Origin of the sequence: Streptomyces sp. NPDC102451, assembly GCF_044765485.1 — a bacterium.
Lineage (GTDB): Bacteria > Actinomycetota > Actinomycetes > Streptomycetales > Streptomycetaceae > Streptomyces.
This window is the reverse complement of record NZ_JBIWKD010000002.1, coordinates 209,366-228,974: the sequence shown is the minus strand read 5'-3', so window position 1 is coordinate 228,974 and position 19,609 is coordinate 209,366. Positions and strand designations below refer to the sequence as shown.

Sequence of the window (19,609 nt, the reverse complement as noted above, 5' to 3'; positions counted from 1 at the left end):
GACACCACCTTCACCCGCTCCCCGAACTCCCGTAAGGAACCCAGCGCCATGCGTCTACCTCAGCGCGCCCTGACGGCGGCCGTCGCCGTGTCCGCCCTCGCACTCTCCGTCACCGGATGCTCGAACGACTCGTCGTCCGACGGCACCTCCACCGTCCGCTTCGGCTACATCAGCGACTACAACGGCGCGAGCCTGCTGGCCATCGCGGACGAGCAGGGGCTGTGGAAGGAACAGGGCCTGAAGTCCGAGTACTCGACGTTCACCAACGGCCCGCTCCAGATCCAGGCACTCGGATCGGGCAACCTCGACTTCGGCTACATCGGCCCCGGCGCCCTGTGGCTGCCCGCCTCGGGCAAGGCCAAGATCGTCGCGATCAACACGCTGGGCCGCGCGGACCGGGTGATAGCCCAGCCCGGGATCACCTCCATCAAGGACCTCAAGGGCAAGAAGGTCGGTGTGCCCGAGGGCACCTCCGGCGCGATGGTGCTCGATCTGGCCCTGCAGAAGGCCGGGATGTCGGAGAAGGACATCGAGAAGGTGCCGATGGATCCGTCCACGGTCGTCTCGGCGTTCGCCTCAGGGCAGATCGACGGGGCGGGCCTCTGGTATCCGCTGATCGACACCATCAAGACGAAGAAGCCGAAGCTCAACGAGGTCGCCAGTACGGCGGACTTCAAGGACCGGGCGTTCCCCAACGCGTTCGTGGCGCCCGCCGGGGGCGACGAGAAGCTGAACGCCAAGGTCGTCAAGGTCCTCCAGAAGGCCAATGACTGGCGCGCCGCGCACCCCGACGAGTCCATCGATGTGACCGCCTCGCTGCTGAAGGTCGACCGCGACAAGGTGGCGGCGGACGCGGCCAATGTGGAGACCATGTCGACGGCCGATCTCGTCGCCAGGACCGAGGACGGCACCGTGGACGGCTGGCTGGACGGGCTCGGCGAGTTCTTCGTGGGCACGGGACAGCTCATGAAGGCCCCGGCGGTGGACACGTACTACGAGGGCGACCTCTACACGAAGGCGTACAAGAAGTGAACCTGCTGTTCCTGATGACCGATCAGCACCGGGTGGACACCCTCGGCTGTTACGGCAACCCGCATGTCGCCACGCCGAACCTGGACCGGCTGGCGGCCACCGGCACGCGCTTCGACCGCTTCTACACGCCCACCGCGATCTGCACCCCGGCGCGGGCGAGCCTCCTCACCGGGCAGGCGCCCTTCCGGCACCGGCTGCTCGCCAACTACGAGCGCAACGTGGGGTATCTGGAGGATCTGCGCGAGGACGCCTTCACCTTCCCCGCGGCCCTGGCGGAGCGCGACTACCGGCTGGGCCTCATCGGCAAGTGGCACGGCGGGACCCACCGCAACGCCGCATCGTACGGCTTCGAGGGCCCGGACCTGCCGGGCTGGCACAACCCCGTCGACCATCCGGACTACCTGGCGTACCTGGAGGAGCGCGGGCTGCCGCCGTACCGCATCTCCGAGCCGATCCGGGGCATGGCCCCGGGCGGGAACCCGGGGAACCTGCTGGCCGCCCGGCTGCACCAGCCGGTGGAGGCCACGTTCGAGCACTACCTCGCCACCCGTGCCATCGAGCACCTGGAGCGGTACGCGGCCGGCGAGGAGCCGTTCTTCCTGGCCACGCACTTCTTCGGCCCGCACCTGCCCTATCTGCTCCCGGACGCCTACTTCGACCTCTACGATCCGGAGCTCGTCGAGCTGCCGCCGTCCATCGCCGAGACCTTCGAGGGCAAACCGCCGGTGCAGCGCAACTACAGCGCGCACTGGGCGTTCGACACCATCCCGATCGAGACGACGCGCAAGCTGATCGCCGTCTACTGGGGCTATGTCACCCTCATCGACGAGCAGATCGGGCGCATCCTCACCCGCCTCGACGAGCTGGGGCTCAGCGAGGACACGTCCGTGTTCTTCACCGCGGACCACGGCGAGTTCACCGGCGCCCACCGGCTCCACGACAAGGGCCCGGCGATGTACGAGGACATCTACCGGATCCCCGGCATCATCCGGATCCCCGGCGCCGCCCCGCAGGTCAGGGACGAGCTGGTGAGCCTCACCGACTGCACCGCGACTCTGCTCGAACTGGCGGGGTGCGACCCGTCCCCGGCGGTGGACAGCCGCAGCCTGGTCCCGCTGGTCAAGGGCGAACACCCGCGGTGGCCGGGCGAGCTGGTCGCGGAGTTCCACGGCCACCACTTCCCCTACCCGCAGCGGATGATCCGCGACGACCGCTACAAGCTCGTCGTCAACCCGGAGTCGGTCAACGAGCTGTACGACCTGGAGGCGGACCCGCACGAGCTGAGCAACCGCTACACGCACCCCGAGTTCGAGGCGGTGCGGGCCCGGCTGATGCGGCGCCTGTACGTGCTCCTGCGGGACAGGGGCGACAACTTCTACCACTGGATGACGTCGATGTACGACATCGGCGCCTCCGACCACGACCCGAGCCTCAGCGCCTTCGAGACCCACGACACGACCTGGACCGCGGCCGCGGAACCGGGCGGAACACTCGCGGAGACCCCATGAGACGCACGCGAAGGACGGCCCCCTCCCGCTTCCTTCCCCGGTGGGCGGCCGCAGTGGCTGCCCTGGTCTGGCTCGTCACCCTCGCCTCCGCCCCCTCGCAGGGCGCGCCGAGCCGTCCGGCCTCCCCGCCGACGTACACCAACCCGGTGTCCACCGGGGCCGTCGACACCTTCCCCGATCCCGCGATGATCCGCGGCAAGGACGGCCTCTGGTACGCCTACGGCACCCAGAACCCGGTCATGCAGAGCAAGGGTGAGGACGGGGAGCGCATGCTGCCCATCCTGCGCTCGGCGGACATGGTGACGTGGGAGTACGCGGGCGAGGTCTTCACCCCGGAGAACAAGCCGGCCTGGCACGAGGGTTCGCGGCTGTGGGCGCCCGAGGTGCGCTACGCCCTCGGCCGCTACTACCTCTACTACTCCGTACCCGGGCGCAACACCGTCGGCCTCGTCACGTCCGCCACCCCGACGGGCCCCTGGACCGACCGGGGCGCCGTGCTGCCCTCGCCGAGCGGCTGCCCGGCGGGGAACATCGACCAGGCGCAGTTCACGGACACGGACGGAACGCCCTATCTGTACTGGGGCAGTTACGACACGATCTGTGTCGCGAAGCTGAACGCCGACCTCTCCAGGACCGAGGGCGAGGTCACGCAGGTGGCCCGTGGCCGGCGCGTCGAGGGCGGCTTCGTCGTGCGGCGCGACGACTTCTACTACCTCTTCTACTCGGATGCCGGCTGCTGCGACGGCGCGTACAGCGGCTACCAGGTGAAGGTGGGGCGGTCCACCAGCCCCACCGGCCCGTTCACCGATGACGAGGGCACCGATCTGATGGCCCTCACCAGCAAGGCGGGTGTGGTCGTCGGGGCGAACGGCAACCGGTGGATCGGGCCCGGTCACAACTCCCTCCAGACGGACCTCGCGGGTCAGGACTGGCTGGTCTACCACGGCATCCCCGCCGAGTCGCCCGATCTCGCCCCGGCGTCGAACGGCACCCTGAAGCTGACCCGGCGCCCGATGCTGATCGACCGGCTCGACTGGATCGACGGCTGGCCGGTCGTACGGGCCGGCGCGGGGCCGTCGGACGGGCCGACCGCGGCGCCGGTGACCTCGTGGGCGACCGGCGGGACCTTCAACGACGGCGGTCTGTCGGGCTGGCACGCGGAGGGCGAGGGCACCTCCGGCTGGTCCGCCGCGACCGACCCGGACGCGCGGGGCCACGCCGTGCACACCCCCGGTGCTTCCGGGGCGAGCGCCGCGTATCTCGTCGCCGACGGGCGCGCCCCGGCGGACCTGCGGGCCGAGGCGGACCTGAGGGTCACGGAGGCAGGTGGTGCGGCGGGGCTCACCGTCGCCTACCGGGACCCCGGCAACCGGGTCGTGGCCTGGCTGGACCGGGCGCGCGGCGCGCTCGTCACCGACGTACGCGTGGGCGGCAGGAGCCGTGGTGAGCAGGTGACCGCACTGCCCGCCGGGTTCTCCTGGAACACCTGGAACAACGTGTCCGTGGAGCTGCGCGGCACCCGGCTGACGGCCGAGGTGACGGGCGACCGGCTCCGCGACCCGGTGGCCACGCAGTCACGTGATCTGCCGGCCGCCGCCGTGCGCAAGGGCGCGGTGGGTGCCGCCGCACGAGGTGCGGGTGCGGCGGCGGACAACGTAGGCGCGGCCGCCCTGTACCGGCCCGTGAAGAAGAGGGTGGCCCTCGATCCGCCGGGGCGTCTGCTGCGGGAACACAGCGACGAGTTCGACACCGCGACGGTCCCGGGCACGGGCACCACCTCCCCCTGGCGGTGGGTGCGTGGGCCGTCCGCGGGGGTCACCATGTCCGGCGGTGCGCTCTCCTGGCCGACGCAGGACGCCGAGCTCCATCTGGGCACCAACACCGCGTCCGTGCTGCTGCGGGACGCACCGAAGGGCGACTTCACGGTCGAGACGAAGATGCGGTTCGCTCCCGGTCAGGCGGCACAACAGGCCGGTCTCGTGCTGTACGAGAACGACGACCGGTGGTTCAAGCTCGTCCACTCGGTGCTGCCGCTCACCAACGGCGACGGCGCGGTGCTCGACGTCAGCGAGTTCGGCAAGGAGGGCGAGCGCCCCACGACCACTCCCCCGACGGCGGTGGCCAACGCCCCGATGTTCGGGGGGCCGCCGGCCGACACGATGTGGCTGCGGATGGCGTACCACCGCGACACCGCGCACGGGGAGCACGAGGTACGCGCGTCCACCAGCCGCGACGGCGTCCACTGGTCCGTGAGCGGCGTGTGGACCCTGCCGGTACGGGGCGATCTGAGGATCGGCCTCGTCTCCCACAACCGGTCGGGTGCGACGGCGGAGTTCGACTACGTACGGACGTACGCCGCGCCCTGAGACCAGCCGCCATTTCCTGAACCCAGGCCCTGTCAGATCTCACGCTCCGTCACCGAGTAGGGCGCCCCGGAGGGGTCATCACCACATCGCCGCCATTAGTTCTTGTCGCCAACAGGCCCTGATACATCTGGTGTTGCACATCTCTTGACGCGTTCGTAACAAGGGTGGAGTATCACGCACAGCCGGAGAGAGCGCTCTCTGGCTGTGCGCGTCGTGTACCCGCCCCACGACTCAGGAGACCCCTTTGTACGCACCTCCGAACCTCCACAGACCCTTTGCCGCCCCGACCGGAAGACGCGGCGCCCTGCTGGCCGTCATCGCCGGTCTCGTCCTCTCGCTCCTGGCCTTCGTCCCGCAGGTCCCCGCGAGCGCCGCACCCGCGCTGCTCTCCCAGGGGAAGACGGTCACCGCCTCCAGCCAGGAGAACGACGGCACCCCCGCTGCCGCCGCGGTGGACGGAAACAACGGAACGCGCTGGTCGAGCGCCTTCTCCGACCCCCAGTGGATCAAGGTCGACCTCGGCGCCGCCGCCTCGGTGAGCCAGATCGTGCTGCGCTGGGAGGCGGCCTACTCCACCGGCTACCGGATCGAGTTCTCCTCGGACAACAGCAGCTGGAGCACCGCCTACTCGACCACCACCGGCCCCGGCGGCACGGAGACGCTCAACGTCTCCGGCACCGCTCGCTACGTCCGGCTGACCGGCACCGCACGCGCCACCGGATACGGCCACTCGCTCTGGGAGTTCCAGGTGTTCGGCACGACCGGCGGAGGCGACCCGCAGATCCCCGGCGGCGGTGACCTCGGCCCGAACGTCCTCGTCTTCGACCCGTCGACCCCGAACATCCAGGGCAAGGTCGACGAGATCTTCAAGCAGCAGGAGTCCGCGCAGTTCGGCACGGGCCGCTACGCGCTGATGTTCAAGCCGGGCACGTACAACAACATCAACGCCCAGATCGGCTTCTACACCTCCATCGCCGGGCTCGGACTCAAGCCCGACGACACCACCTTCAACGGCGACGTCACCGTGGACGCCGGCTGGTTCAACGGCAACGCCACCCAGAACTTCTGGCGTTCGGCCGAGAACCTCGCCCTCAACCCGGTGAACGGCACCAACCGCTGGGCGGTCTCCCAGGCCGCCCCCTTCCGCCGCATGCACGTCAAGGGCGGCCTCAACCTCGCCCCGAACGGCTACGGCTGGGCGAGCGGCGGCTACATCGCCGACAGCAAGATCGACGGCCAGGTCGGCCCCTACTCGCAGCAGCAGTGGTACACCCGTGACAGCTCGATCGGCAGCTGGGGCAACGGCGTCTGGAACATGACGTTCTCCGGCGTCGAGGGCGCACCCGCCCAGAGCTTCCCGGAGCCGCCGTACACGACCCTGAACAACACCCCGGTCTCCCGCGAGAAGCCCTTCCTCTACCTCGACGGCAACGACTACAAGGTGTTCGTCCCCGCCAAGCGCACCAACGCACGGGGTGTCTCCTGGAACGGAACCCCGCAGGGCGAGTCCATCCCGCTCAGCCAGTTCTACGTGGTGAAGCCGGGTGCGACCGCGCAGACCATCAACGCCGCGGTACGCCAGGGCCTGCACCTGCTGTTCACCCCGGGCATCTACCACGTCAACGAGCCCATCGAGATCAACCGCGCGAACACCGTCGCGCTCGGCCTCGGCCTCGCCACGATCATCCCGGACAACGGGGTCACCGCGATCAAGGTCGGTGACGTCGACGGTGTCAAGCTCGCCGGACTCCTCGTGGACGCCGGTACGCAGAACTCCTCGGTGCTCGTCCAGGTGGGCCCCGAGGGCGCGTCGGCCGATCACTCGGCCAACCCCACCAGCCTCCAGGACGTGTTCGTCCGGGTAGGCGGCGCGGGCGCCGGCAAGGCGACCACCGGCATGGTGGTCAACAGCGACGACACGATCATCGACCACACCTGGCTGTGGCGCGCCGACCACGGTGACGGCGTGGGCTGGGAGACCAACCGGTCCGACTACGGGCTGACGGTCAACGGCGACGACGTCCTGGCCACCGGGCTGTTCGTCGAGCACTTCAACAAGTACGACGTGCAGTGGAACGGCGAGAACGGCAAGACGATCTTCTTCCAGAACGAGAAGGCGTACGACGCTCCCAACCAGGCAGCCATCCAGAACGGTGACATCAAGGGCTACGCCGCCTACAAGGTGGCCGACTCCGTCACCACCCACGAGGGCTGGGGCATGGGGAGTTACTGCTACTTCAACGTCGACCCGACCATCCGCCAGCAGCACGGCTTCCAGGCCCCGGTGAAGCCCGGGGTGAAGTTCCACGACCTGCTCGTCGTCTCCCTCGGCGGCCAGGGCCAGTACGAACACGTCATCAACAACACCGGGTCACCGACGTCCGGTACGTCGACCATCCCGTCCCAGGTGGTGTCCTTTCCCTGAGTCGGGATGAGATGAGCGGAGTCGGCTCATCGGACGGCGCGGGGCCCGGCGGTCACTCCTTGCCGGGCCCCGCGTCACGTCCCGGGGAGCCCGCGCCCGCGATCAGCACGTCGACGTCGGCCACGGGTGCCTCCCAGGGCGCGGGGCCACACTCCCGCCCGGCCCCGCGGTGCTCAGCCGACGTTGCAGGCCTCACCGCCCAGCGTGAACGCGCCGGGTGCGGTGCCGTCGCCCGTCGTCGTACCGGTGAAGCCGAAGCCGGCCGAGGAACCGGGCGCCACCTTGCCGTTCCAGCCGGCGTCCGTGACGGTCACCTTCGCACCGGTCTGCTGGTGGGAGGCGTTCCAGAGCTGACCGATCTTCTGGTCGCCGGGGAAGGTCCACCCCAGCTGCCAGCCGTCGTAGGCCGTGCCGCCGGTGTTGGTGAGCTTCACCTCGGCCTGGAAGCCGCCGGACCACCGGTTGGTGACCGTGTACGTCACCGAGCAGTCGGCGTCCGCAGGCGGCTCCTCCGGATCGGTGCCGGGGTCCGGATCGGGGTCGGTGCCGGGGTCCGTGCCCGGACCGTCGGTGTCCGAGGACTCGCCGACCTGGATCCCCCGGCCGTTCGTGGAGACGTACACCCGGCCGTAGACCCGCGGGTCCCCGGTGATCGCCGCGCCGGTCCAGGCCCACTGGTGCGCGTCGTCGTTGATCCGCGTCCAGCCGGCGCCGCCGTCGGTGGACCGGAAGATGCCGCGCACCCCGCCGATCTTCGCGCTGACGAACACCGTCTGGTACGAGGCACCGGGGGCGGCCTTGCCGAATCCGACGCTGTCGGCCTGTTCCACCCCGGAGAACCTGGTGAAGCTCGTGCCGGAGTCGGTGGAGCGCCAGAGCCCGTACGTGCCCGTCGGAGCGCCGCCCGCGAGCCAGATGTCGCCCTCCGTGCCGGGCAGCGCCTTGAAGCGGACGTTGCCCTCGGCCGGGAGCCCGGTCGCCTTCGCGGTGAACGTGGCGCCGCCGTCGGTCGACACGTAGAACGTGCCGGCGCTGAATCCGTAGAACTTCTTCGGGTTCTTCCGGTCCGACTCGACCGTCGCCCCGGCGGGGATCCCGGTGGAGGCGGTCCAGGAGGTGCCGTAGCCGGTGGTGTGGTGGACGGCCGCGCCCTCCGGGCTCCAGACGAATCCGCTGCCGTCCGCCGCGGCGGCGACCGTGCCTCCGCCCGTGACGCCGGAAGGCTCGGAGCCCTGGAACCAGTTGGCGCCGTTGTCGGTGGAGAAGCCGATGTGCGGAGCGGCGTCGGCGTTGCCGACCCGTACGACCGTGCCGGGCGTCGCCTCGGCGAAGTCCAGGCTGGTGGTCGAGTCCAGGTTCGGCGAGGTGAACATCATGGCGGGCACCGCGTCGAGGTCGGTGTGCCGGAAGCCTCCGATGTCACCGAGCGCGCTCAGCAGGGGCGCGCCCGAGGGCGGGCTCGCCAGGTCGTTGACGGCGGTCTCCTCCAGGCCCTTGACCATGGGCGTGATCGTGAACTTGGCGCCGGAGTCCCAGGAGGTGAGGTTCTCGGTGCCGTAGACCGTGGCGCCCGTGCCGTACATCATCCGGTCCGAGTCGAACGGGTCGATCTCCAGGGACTCCGTCATCCAGCCCAGCTTGGGCGCGGTCTCCGGCGGGGACGGGTTGGCCCCCCAGCTGAGCCAGGGCACCGAGGAGACGTCCAGCGTGTACCGGTTGGAGCGGTTGGGATAGCTGGTGTAGTCCCAGGCCCGGGTCCAGGTCGCGCCGCTGTCGGTGGAGCGGAAGATCTGGGTGTCGGGCCACCACGAGCTGTAGGCGGTCGCCATCAGGGTGCCGGGCTTCTGCCGGTCGACGGAGATGCCGCTGAAGCCGTAATAGGTATCGGCCTCAGCGACGGGGCTGACGTCCGACCAGGTGCCCGACTCCGTGTCGTACCGCCAGATCTGGCCCTTGGCACCGTCGTAGGGGCCGCCCGTGTCACTCAGCGTCAGATAGAGGTAGCCCGTCGAGGAGTCGAGTACACCCTTGTGCGCAAGGTATCCGGTCGGCTGGCCGGCGATCCTGGACCAGGTGGAGCCGCCGTCCGTGGAGCGGTAGACAGTGTTCTCCTTGTCGGCGACCCCGACGTAGATGTCCTGCGTGGCGCTGCCCGCGCTGCCGGAGCGTTCGTCGAAGGTGACCCACACGATGCCCTGGTTGTCGTTGCCGTACCCGCTGGTGTCGGACGGGTCCTGCGCGTAATTGCCCGGGTTCGGGAAGGCGGTCACCTCCGACCAGGTGACCCCGGAGTCGGTCGACCGCCACAGCCCGTTGCCGCTGGGGGCGCCGAGGTACAGCACGGAGTTCTTGTTCGGGTCGACCGCGAGCCGCTCCCCCATCCCTCGTCCCGGCATGTTGCCGCCGAGCTTGAAGGGCAGCGTGGCCGCCTTCCAGGAGGCACCGCGGTCCGAGGAGCGCAGGACCGCTCCGTTCGTCGGGTCCCAACTGTTGGTGTACGTGCCGACGGCTGCGTACACGTTGTCCGGCTCGGCGGTGTCGGAGGCGAGGCCCACCACCCCGGACCAGCCCCACCGGTCCCAGTCCACCCAGTCCAGCAGCGGTGTCCACTGCTTGCCCGTCTGGTCCCAGCGGTAGGCGCCGCCGATGTCGGTGCGCGCGTAGGCGAGGTTCTTCTCCGACCGGTTGAAGACGATGCCTGGCACGAAGCCACCGCCGTCGATCCGGGCGTTCTTCCATGTGTACGTGTCCGCCGCGATGGACACATCCGATGCTTCGGCCGCGGCGGGCCCGTCGTCCGGGCGTGCCACGGCCGGGGTTCCGGTGATCGACAACCCGGCGGTCAGGGCAAGTGCCGCCACCAGGGCGGCGATCGGTCTGGAGCTCAAGCGCACGGAAACGTCCTCTCCGAGCTGGACCGCCGCTGAACGGCGGTACGGGGCCGACAAGAGATGGGAGCGCTCCCATAAGGCATCCCGATGGTAGCGCCGCCCGTCGCCCCAGAGAAGGGTGGTGCAGTCGTTTCATCGGATGAATCAGCTCGTCCGCCGTGCATCGCCGCCCGCCGTGCCGCACGAACACCCACACCGTCCACGGCTGCCACGAATGGCGACACACCTTCTCCATATATCCGGAGGCCGCGTGACGCAATGGACACGCACACCCGGTAAATGCTTCATAAATACGCCGCCCATTCGCAGGCGCCCCACAGGGAAAAGAGAGCCGTGTTCACCTTTCACGGTAGCGTGAATACCGATACCTTCCGACTTCCCGGGGCGGTCCGCGCCACCGGAAGCCGGAATTACTGCACGGCACCCCGTTTCGGAGAAACCTGCACACGGCGTGCGCACACCGATCACGCGACCGGGCACGGAAGGCCAGGTCCAGACCGGTTCATGGGGCGATTGGGGCGGGACTGCCCCACTTGAGGAGCGTGAAGTTGCGCCGACTCGGAATTCATCCGGTGAAGCTCGTGAAGGATTTGCCGCCACCGAATGAACACTTCTGCACGTACGTCGATTCCAGCGGCCCGATAACCACAGATCCGCCTCAGTTCGATTGGCTGTACGAGGCGCAGGCGTGCTTTGATCCTGGCCCATACGGAGGCCGCACCACGGGTTTCCGTATATAGGCAATTTCCATACGAAGGGCAGCGCTCATCATGAACTACACCCCCCAGGTCGAGACCGCCGAGATCTCCGACAGCGACCTCGACAACGTCTCGGGCGGCCTCGTCGGCGGCCTCGTCGGCAACGCCACGGGCACCGTTGAGGGCATCGTCCCGGTCTCCGGCGTCGTCGGCTCGGTCACCGGTCTCGTCGAGTCCGCCACCGGCGTGAACACGGGCGCGGTCACCGGCCTGGCCTCCGGCCTGACCGCCGGTCTCTGAGACACGGCAGGACCCCACCGAGCCCCGGAACCCATCGGTTCCGGGGCTCGGTGCCGACCGCTGACAGGTGAGGAAAGAGTTCCGTGCAGTTCCGCCAACAGGCCCTTTCCAAGCTGCAGTCGCCCGAACAGCTCGATCTGCCGGTGCGCTTCGCCCGCCCGCAGGGCCTGCTCGTCCTCTGCGTCACCGTCGCCGTGATGGCCGCCGCCTGCGTCTGGGCCGTGACGGGTTCCGTCGCCAGCACGCTCGACGCCCCCGGCATCCTCACGCACTCCCGCGGAAGCTACATCCTGCAGAGCCCGGTCGCCGGACAGATCACGGAGGTGCTGGCCGACGAGGGCGAGACCCTCCCCCGGAACTCTCCCCTGTTCAAGGTCCGTACGGAGCAGGGCGAACGCGTCGTCCGCACCATCGACGCGGGCCGGCTCACCTCGGTGACCGCCACGATCGGCGCCGTGGTCACCACCGGCGCGGACGTGGCGAGCGTCGAGCGGATCGACGGCGCCGACGACCCGCTGGTCGTCCTGCTGTACGTGTCCGGCAGCAGTGCCGCGTCGGTCCCGGTGGGCGCCTCCGTCGACCTCACGGTCCAGTCCGTGCCCGCCCAGCAGTACGGGGTGCTGCGCGGCAAGGTGGCCGCGGTCGGCCGGGCCGCGCAGACACAGCAGCAGATCACCCGCTTCCTCGGCGACGCCCAGCTCGGCGAGCAGTTCTCGAAGCACGGGCGGCCGCTGGCGGTCCTGGTGAAGATCGAACGCTCGTCCTCCACGGAGTCCGGCTACCGGTGGTCCTCGGCCGACGGCCCTCCGTACGCCATCGGATCCATGACCCTGGCCACCGGCTCCGTCCGTCTCGCCGACCAGCGCCCGATCGATTGGCTGCTCCCGTGACCGCACCGCACCCGTCCCCCGCCGCCCAGCAGCTGCCGCCGCCCGGCCGCGGCAGGCACCGGCCGGAGGGTGCCCCGGCCGGCCGGCGGCGGTCACGTCCGGCGCCGAAGCCCGGGCGGACGAAGACCGTGCGCACCCCCACCGTGCTCCAGATGGAGGCCCTGGAGTGCGGTGCGGCCTCGCTGGCGATGGTGCTGGGCCACTACGGCCGCCATGTGCCGCTGGAGGAGCTGCGGATCGCCTGCGGCGTCTCGCGCGACGGCTCGCGCGCCAGCAACGTGCTCAAGGCCGCGCGTGGTTACGGCCTCCAGGCCAAGGGCATGCAGATGGAGCCCGCGGCCCTCGCGGAGGTCCAGGCGCCCGCGATCCTGTTCTGGGAGTTCAACCACTACGTCGTGTACGACGGTGTGGGGCGCCGCCTCGGACGGCGGGGGGTGCACATCAACGATCCCGACAAGGGGCGCCGGTTCGTGCCCGCCGAGGACTTCGACACCAGCTTCACCGGGGTCGTCCTGGTCCTCGAACCCGGCGAGGACTTCGAGCGCGGCGGCCGGAAGCCCGGCGTCATGTCCGCGCTGCCGGCCCGGCTGCGCGGCACCACGGGCACGATGCTGGTCGCGCTCCTCGCCAGCCTGCTGCTGGTGGCCGTCGGGGCCACGCTCCCGGCCCTGAGCCGCACCTACATCGACATGTTCATGATCGGCGAACAGACCTCGCTGCTGGGCGTGCTGTTCGCCGCGATGGGCTCGATGGTCGCCCTCACCGTCGTACTGACCTGGCTTCAGCAGGCGAATCTGCTGCGCGGGCGGATCATCTCGTCGACGCTCGGCAGCGCGCGCTTCTTCCGGCATCTGCTGCGGCTGCCCGTCACCTTCTTCTCGCAGCGCAGTCCCGCCGACCTCGTCCAGCGCCTGCAGTCCAACGACGCCGTCGCCGAGACACTCGCCCGGGACCTCACCGCGGCCGGTGTGGACGGCATCGTCGTCCTCCTCTACGCCTTCCTGCTGTGGACGTACGATCCGCAGCTGACCGTCATCGGGGTGGGGATCGCGCTGCTCAACGTCGTCGCGATGCGCATCGTCGTACGGCTGCGGGCCACCGGCACCCAGAAGCTGCGGGCCGACAGCGCGCGGCTGACGAACACCTCGTACACCGGTCTCCAGCTGATCGAGACGATGAAGGCCACCGGGGGCGAGAACGGCTACTTCCGGCGGTGGGCCGGGCAGCACGCCACGACGCTGGACGAGCAGCAGCGCCTCGGGGTGCCGAGCGCCTGGCTGGGCATCGTCGCCCCCGCCCTGGCGACGCTCAACAGCGCGCTGATCCTGTGGATCGGCGGGCTGCGTGCCGTCGAGGGGCACATCTCGATCGGTCTGCTGGTCGCCTTCCAGGCGCTGGTGACCCGCTTCACCGCACCGCTCACCCGGCTCAACGGGGTGGCGGGCCGGGTGCAGGACTTCGCGGCCGACGTGGCCCGGCTCAAGGACGTGGAGAACTTCCCGGTCGACCCGCTGTACTCCCGCCGTGAGCCGGCCGCGAGCACCCGCCGGCTGAAGGGGCATGTGACGCTGGAGGACATCACCTTCGGCTACAGCCCGCTCGACAAGCCGCTGCTCACCGGCTTCTCGCTGTCGGTGGGCCCGGGGCAGCAGGTGGCGCTCGTCGGCGGTTCGGGCAGCGGCAAGTCGACGGTCTCCCGGCTCATCTCGGGGCTCTACAGCCCCTGGGAGGGCACGATCCGCATCGACGGGCAGCGGCTGGAGGACATACCCAGGGGCGCGCTGGCCGCGTCGGTGTCCTTCGTCGACCAGGACGTCTTCCTCTTCGAGGGGACGGTCCGGGACAACGTGGCGCTGTGGGACCCCTCGGTCCCGGACGAGGCGGTGACCGAGGCCCTGCGGGACGCCGCTCTGTACGACGTCGTCGCCCGCCGGCTCCGTGGCATCCACAGCCGGGTGGAACAGGACGGCCGCAACTTCTCCGGCGGGCAGCGTCAGCGCCTGGAGATCGCCCGCGCGCTCGTACGCCGCCCCAGCATCCTGGTCCTGGACGAGGTCACCAGCGCGCTGGACGCCGAGACGGAGCGGATCATCATCGACAACCTGCGCCGGCGCGGCTGTGCCTGTGTCGTGATCGCGCACCGGCTGAGCACGGTGCGCGACAGCGACGAGATCGTGGTCCTGGACCACGGGACCGTCGTGGAACGCGGCCGGCACGAGAACCTGGTGGCCGCCGGTGGCCCGTACGCCGATCTGGTCAGGGAGCACTGACGTGGCATCCGTACATCCCTTCGCGGGCGCGGAAGCCCCGGCCCAGGACCCGGTGATCGGCGCCCTGGGCGCCCTCGGCGAGCCCGTCGACTGCACCGGGCTGCGGAGCCTGTCGCTGGAGGGCCCCCAGGTGCTGTGGCTCGTCGTGGGCGGCGCCCTCGACCTGTTCGCGGTGGACGCGGTGGAGCAGGGCCACTGGCACTTCCTGGGCCGGCTCGAACCGGGGACGCTCGTCCTCGGCCCGGTCGAGGGCCCGCAGCACACCCTGGTGGGGCGCCCCCTCCAGGAGTGCGTGCTGCGCCGGATCCCGCTGCGTGAGCTGTACCGGCCGGAGTACGCCGCCCAGGGGGCGTACGAGGGGCAGTACCGCAGTCATTACGACACCGGGGACGCGACGCTGAGCCTGCTGGAGCACGCCTTCTCGCTCGGCGTGGGCCGCAGCCAGCGGGTGCTGTTCGAGGCCCCGCTGGACGGGCGGACCACCTTCGACGAGACGGTGGGCGACGACGACATCCTGTGGCTGCCGGTGTCGCCGGGCAGTGTGCAGTACGGCGCCGCGTTCAGCGCCGAGGCGGCGGGTGACCTGCTCGTCGATCCGGAGATGTGGCAGGGGATGGTCAATCAGCAGTACCGCCTGCTGTCGGCGCTGGACCGCTGGATCGAACAGCTGGAGCGCGCCCACGAGGACCGCACCGCGGCGGGCATGAAGGCGGGCGAGGCCGTCCGCAAGGAGGCCGACCATGCGCTGCTGACCTCGATCGGCCGGTCCGGGAGGGGCACTTCGCGTGCTTCGGGGGCCTCGGACGACGCGGTGTACGCGGCCTGCCTCCTGGTGGCCAGGGACTCCGGGATCGTCCTCGCCGAACCGGCCACGGGCGGGGCGGTGAGCGACCGGATCGACCCGGTCGAGCGCGTCGCGGTCGCCTCGCGCATACGTACCCGCCCGGTGCGCCTGACCGGGCGCTGGTGGCGGCAGAACTCCGGGCCGCTGGTGGGCCACCGCGCCGCGTCCGGAGCGCCGGTCGCCCTGCTCTGGCGCCGTGGCCGCTACGAGGCGGTCAACCCGCTGACGGGGCGGCGCAGCCGCGTCGACAGCGACTCGGCGGAGGAGTTCGAGGAACGCGCCGTGATGTTCTACCGGCCGCTGCCGGAGCGGCCGTTGGGCAAGTGGCAGCTGCTGCGGTTCGGCCTGTTCGGCACCCGGGGCGACCTGCGGAAGCTGGTGCCGGCGGGGCTGATGACGGTGGCGCTGGGCTCACTGGTGCCGATCGCGACGGGCAAGGTGCTCGGCGTGTACGTGCCCAACGCGCAGAACGCCCTCATCGTGCAGGTGTCGCTGGCCGTCGTCATCTCCGGTGTCGTCTCGGCGGCCTTCATGCTGCTGCAGAACCTCACGATCCTGCGGATGGAGGGCCGGATCGAGGCCACGCTCCAGCCCGCGGTCTGGGACAGGCTCCTGCGGCTGCCGACGAAGTTCTTCACCGGGCGCTCCACGGGAGAACTGGCGAGCGCGGCGATGGGGGTGAGCGCCATCCGCCGGGTGCTGTCAGGCACCGGTCCCGTCGTGGTGCAGGCGGGCACGCTCGGGGCGATGAATCTGGGCCTGTTGCTGTGGTTCAGCGTTCCGCTGGCGCTCACCGCGGTCGCCATGCTGGTGGTCATCGCCGGGGTGTTCCTCACCATGGGCATGTGGGAGCTCCGCTGGCAGCGGCGGCTGGTCGTGCTGGGCAACAAGCTGAACAACCAGGCCTTCCAGACGCTGCGCGGCCTGCCCAAGTTGCGGGTCGCCGCGGCGGAGAGCTTCGCGTACGGGGCGTGGGCCGCGGAGTTCGCGCGCAGCCGTGAGCTGCAGAAGCGGGCGGGCCGGATCAAGAATCTGACGACCGTCCTCAACGCGGTCTATCTGCCGCTGTGTTCACTGGTCATCTTCGTCCTGCTGGCGGGCCCGGCGCGCGGTTCGCTGACGGCCGCGGAGTTCCTGACGTTCAACACGTCGGTGACGATGCTGCTGACGGCCGTCACCCAGCTCACCGGCGCCTTCGTGTCGGCCGCGGCCGTGCTGCCGATGTTCGAGCAGATCAAGCCGGTGCTGGACGAGGCGCCCGAGGTACGCGGCGCCAGCACCCAGCCGGGCACGCTGTCCGGGGAGATCGAGGCCAGGGGGGTGTCGTTCCGCTACTCCGAGGACGGCCCCGTCGTCCTGGACGAGGTGTCGCTGACGGTGCGGCCGGGCGAGTTCGTGGCGATCGTGGGCCCCAGCGGGTGCGGCAAGTCGACGCTGCTGAGGCTGCTCATCGGCTTCGACAAGCCGGTCTCGGGCAGCGTTCTGTACGACGGCCAGGACCTGACGGCGCTCGACCCGGCGGCCGTGCGCCGTCAGTGCGGGGTCGTCCTGCAGAACGCCCAGCCGCTGTCCGGGTCGATCCTGGACTGCATCTGCGGCGCCGAGGTCTTCACCCAGGAGGAGGCGTGGGAGGCCGCGGCGATGGCGGGGCTGGCCGAGGACATCAAGCGGATGCCGATGGGACTGCACACGATGATCTCGGGCGGCGGCTCGATCTCCGGGGGGCAGCGCCAGCGGCTGATGATCGCGCAGGCGCTCGTGCGGCGCCCCCGCATCCTGTTCTTCGACGAGGCCACCAGCGCGCTGGACAACGAGACCCAGCGCACCGTGATCGAGAGCACCCGGTCGCTGCGGGCCACCCGTGTCGTGATCGCGCACCGGCTGTCCACGGTGATGGACGCCGACCGTGTGGTCGTCATGGCGGACGGCCGGGTCGTCCAGCAGGGGCCGCCCGCCGAGCTCCTCGCGGACACGGGCGGGCAGCTCCATGAACTGGTCCGGCGTCAGATGAGCTGAGTCACCGGTCCCGCCTGCCGCCCGGCACCGGGGGCTCCACCGCGTCACGGATGCTGGCGCGGGCCGCCGCGGCGACGGCCTCGGCGGTGATGCCGAACTCGTCGTACAGCCGCTGGTAGTCGGCGGAGGCGCCGTAGTGCTCCAGGCCGACGATGTGTCCGGCGTCGCCGACCACCTCTCGCCAGCCCTGGCCGACGGCGGCCTCGACACTGACCCGGGCGCGCACGTCCGGGGGCAGCACTTCGTCCTGGTAGGACAGCGGCTGCTCGGCGAACCACTCGCGGCAGGGCATCGAGACCACGCGTACGGACAGTCCCTCGTCGACCAGCAGCTTGCGGCCGTCGAGGGCGATCTGGACCTCCGACCCGGTCGCCACGAGGATGACGTCGGGGGCGGTCCCGGCGCCCTCCACCAGGACGTAGGCGCCGCGCGCGGCTCCCTCGGCAGGGGCGTGGACGCCGTCGGCGCGGTCCAGCACCGGGAGGTTCTGCCGGGTCAGGACGAGACCGGCGGGGCGGTCGGTGTGCTCCAGGATCGTCCGCCAGCAGACGGTGGTCTCGTTGGCGTCCCCGGGGCGTACGACGTCGAGCCCGGGGATCGCGCGCAGGGCGGCCAGGTGTTCGACGGGCTGGTGGGTGGGGCCGTCCTCGCCCAGGCCGATGGAGTCGTGGGTCCACACGTAGGTGGCGGGGAGCTTCATCAGGGCGCCGAGACGGACCGCGGGGCGCATGTAGTCGCTGAACGTGAGGAACGTGCCGCCGTACGGGCGGGTCAGGCTCTGCAGCGCGATGCCGTTGAGCACGGCGCCCATGGCGTGCTCGCGGATACCGAAGTGCAGGGTGCGCCCGTAGGGTCCGCCCGAGAACTCGGCCGTCTGCCGGTCGGCCGGGATGAAGGAGGGCTCCCCGTCCATGGTGGTGTTGTTGCTGCCCGCGAGGTCGGCGGAGCCGCCCCACAGCTCGGGCAGGACCGGTGCGAGGGCGGTAAGCACCTCACCGGACGCCTTGCGGGTGGCCATGCCCTTGGCGTCGGCCGGGAAGTGCGGCAGGGCGTCGGCCCAGCCGTCAGGCAGTTCCTGTTCGCGCAGCCGGTCCAGCAGGGCCGCCCGCTCGGGGGCTGCGGCCCGCCAGTCCTCGTAGACCCGCTGCCAGCGCTTGTGGGCGTCCCGGCCCCGCTCCCCCACGGCCCGGGTGTGGGCGAGGACCTCGTCCTCCATGGGGAAGTACGTCCCGGGGTCGAAGCCGAGGAGCCGCTTGGTGCCGGCCACCTCGTCGTCGCCCAGGGCCGCTCCGTGCGCCTTGCCGGTGTTCTTCTTCGTCGGGGCGGGCCATCCGATGATCGTGCGCAGCATGATCAGTGAGGGCCGGGACCGCTCCGCCTTGGCCGCCTCGATCGCGTCGAGCAGCGCGTCGACGTCCTCGCCGTAGTCGCCCGTACGGGTCCAGTCCACGGTCTGCACGTGCCAGCCGTACGCGGCGAAGCGGGCCGGGACGTCCTCGCTGAACGAGATGTCGGTGTCGTCCTCGATGGAGATGTGGTTGGAGTCGTAGAAGGTGATGAGGTTGCCCAGCTGCTGGTGGCCGGCGAGCGAGGCGGCCTCGGAGGCGACGCCCTCCATCATGTCGCCGTCGGAGGCCAGCACGTACACGTGGTGGTCGAAGGGGCTGGTGCCCGGCGCGGCGTCCGGGTCGAGCAGGCCCCGCTCCCTGCGCCCGGCCATCGCCATCCCGACGGAGGCGCCCATGCCCTGGCCGAGCGGGCCGGTGGTGATCTCGACGCCGCGGGTGTGCCGGTACTCGGGGTGGCCGGGGGTCGCCGATCCCCAGGTCCGCAGCGCCTCGAGGTCCTCCATCTCCAGGCCGTAGCCGGCCAGGTAGAGCTGGATGTACAGGGTGAGGCTGGTGTGGCCGCAGGAGAGGACGAAGCGGTCCCTGCCCAGCCACTGGTCGTCGGCGGGGTCGTGCCGCATGACCTGCTGGAACAGCAGGTAGGCGAGCGGCGCCAGGCTCATCGCCGTACCGGGGTGGCCGTTGCCCGTCTTCTGGACGGCGTCGGCGGCGAGCACCCGTACGGTGTCCACCGCGCGCACGTCCACATCGCTCCACCCCGCCCGCTCGGCCAGCGGCCGGGCGAGGCCTGGGTCGCGCGGTGCTGCGCTGCCGGAAGAGGATCGCTCGGGCGCCATGGTGTTGTCTCCCTCGGACGTCGCTTCTCGGTACGACGGGGCCGGTGCGGCTCGCCACCCCTCGCATCCTCTGTTCCCTCGCCGTCCTCCGCACCCGGAGAGGGCCCGGCGGTGCGGGGTGGGGACCGCGATGCGCACGACGGGCGGAGATGCGCCCGGCGCGGGTGACGGTGACGCACGCCCC

At 70.6% G+C, this 19,609-nt stretch carries 10 protein-coding genes; 8 read left to right on the top strand and 2 right to left on the bottom strand.

Features of this window, described 5'->3' with window-relative positions; translation table 11 throughout:
- Window positions 1–48 precede the first annotated feature (48 nt).
- The 4 genes from ACIRD8_RS04565 (at window position 49) to ACIRD8_RS04550 (ending at window position 7,331) form a co-directional block, all read left to right on the top strand.
- Window positions 49–1,032, top strand: a complete 984-nt coding sequence (locus ACIRD8_RS04565) for an aliphatic sulfonate ABC transporter substrate-binding protein (protein ID WP_403985929.1) — start codon at window positions 49–51, stop codon at window positions 1,030–1,032.
- Entirely contained in the window at window positions 1,029–2,540 is a 1,512-nt protein-coding gene (locus ACIRD8_RS04560) for a sulfatase-like hydrolase/transferase (RefSeq protein ID WP_403985926.1), read from the top strand. Before ACIRD8_RS04565 ends, ACIRD8_RS04560 begins: the two co-directional genes overlap by 4 nt.
- A complete protein-coding gene (locus ACIRD8_RS04555) occupies window positions 2,537–4,906 on the top strand; it encodes a family 43 glycosylhydrolase (RefSeq protein ID WP_403985924.1) in 2,370 nt (789 codons plus the stop codon). The genes ACIRD8_RS04560 and ACIRD8_RS04555 overlap by 4 nt, the downstream gene beginning before the upstream one ends.
- A 304-nt stretch (window positions 4,907–5,210) precedes the next feature.
- Window positions 5,211–7,331, top strand: a complete 2,121-nt coding sequence (locus ACIRD8_RS04550; RefSeq protein WP_403987252.1) for a discoidin domain-containing protein — start codon at window positions 5,211–5,213, stop codon at window positions 7,329–7,331.
- Between the two features lie 173 nt (window positions 7,332–7,504).
- Here ACIRD8_RS04550 and ACIRD8_RS04545 read toward each other — a convergent pair whose 3' ends face one another.
- Entirely contained in the window at window positions 7,505–10,225 is a 2,721-nt protein-coding gene (locus ACIRD8_RS04545) for a cellulose binding domain-containing protein (protein WP_403985921.1), read from the bottom strand.
- 767 nt (window positions 10,226–10,992) lie between these two features.
- Here ACIRD8_RS04545 and ACIRD8_RS04540 point away from each other — a divergent pair.
- The 4 genes from ACIRD8_RS04540 to ACIRD8_RS04525 all read left to right on the top strand — a co-directional run bounded on the left by ACIRD8_RS04540 (window position 10,993) and on the right by ACIRD8_RS04525 (window position 17,240).
- On the top strand, window positions 10,993–11,220 hold the full coding sequence (locus tag ACIRD8_RS04540) for a type A2 lantipeptide (protein ID WP_403985918.1): 228 nt from the start codon (window positions 10,993–10,995) through the stop codon (window positions 11,218–11,220).
- 83 nt (window positions 11,221–11,303) lie between these two features.
- Window positions 11,304–12,110: an HlyD family efflux transporter periplasmic adaptor subunit gene (locus tag ACIRD8_RS04535; protein ID WP_403985915.1), complete on the top strand. Its 807-nt coding sequence runs from the start codon at window positions 11,304–11,306 to the stop codon at window positions 12,108–12,110.
- The gene (locus ACIRD8_RS04530; protein WP_403985912.1) at window positions 12,107–14,380 is read left to right on the top strand and encodes an NHLP family bacteriocin export ABC transporter peptidase/permease/ATPase subunit; all 2,274 of its coding nucleotides are present in this window, start codon (window positions 12,107–12,109) and stop codon (window positions 14,378–14,380) included. The genes ACIRD8_RS04535 and ACIRD8_RS04530 overlap by 4 nt, the downstream gene beginning before the upstream one ends.
- A 1-nt stretch (window position 14,381) precedes the next feature.
- Complete coding sequence (locus ACIRD8_RS04525) at window positions 14,382–17,240, top strand: NHLP bacteriocin export ABC transporter permease/ATPase subunit (protein WP_403985909.1); 2,859 nt, start codon at window positions 14,382–14,384, stop codon at window positions 17,238–17,240.
- A 1-nt stretch (window position 17,241) separates the two neighbouring features.
- On the opposite strand, the gene tkt is transcribed toward ACIRD8_RS04525, so the two are convergent.
- Window positions 17,242–19,425 carry a transketolase gene (gene tkt / locus ACIRD8_RS04520; protein WP_403985906.1) on the bottom strand — a complete coding sequence of 728 codons (2,184 nt, stop codon included), beginning with the start codon at window positions 19,423–19,425 and terminating at the stop codon, window positions 17,242–17,244.
- Window positions 19,426–19,609: the final 184 nt, after the last annotated feature.

Bases quoted from the DNA above. Each gene is read 5' to 3' on its own strand.
- tkt (WP_403985906.1), bottom strand. From the start codon at position 19,425: ATGGCGCCCGAGCGATCCTCTTCCGGCAGCGCAGCACCGCGCGACCCA.
- ACIRD8_RS04555 (WP_403985924.1), top strand. From the start codon at position 2,537: ATGAGACGCACGCGAAGGACGGCCCCCTCCCGCTTCCTTCCCCGGTGG.
- ACIRD8_RS04540 (WP_403985918.1), top strand. From the start codon at position 10,993: ATGAACTACACCCCCCAGGTCGAGACCGCCGAGATCTCCGACAGCGAC.
- ACIRD8_RS04565 (WP_403985929.1), top strand. From the start codon at position 49: ATGCGTCTACCTCAGCGCGCCCTGACGGCGGCCGTCGCCGTGTCCGCC.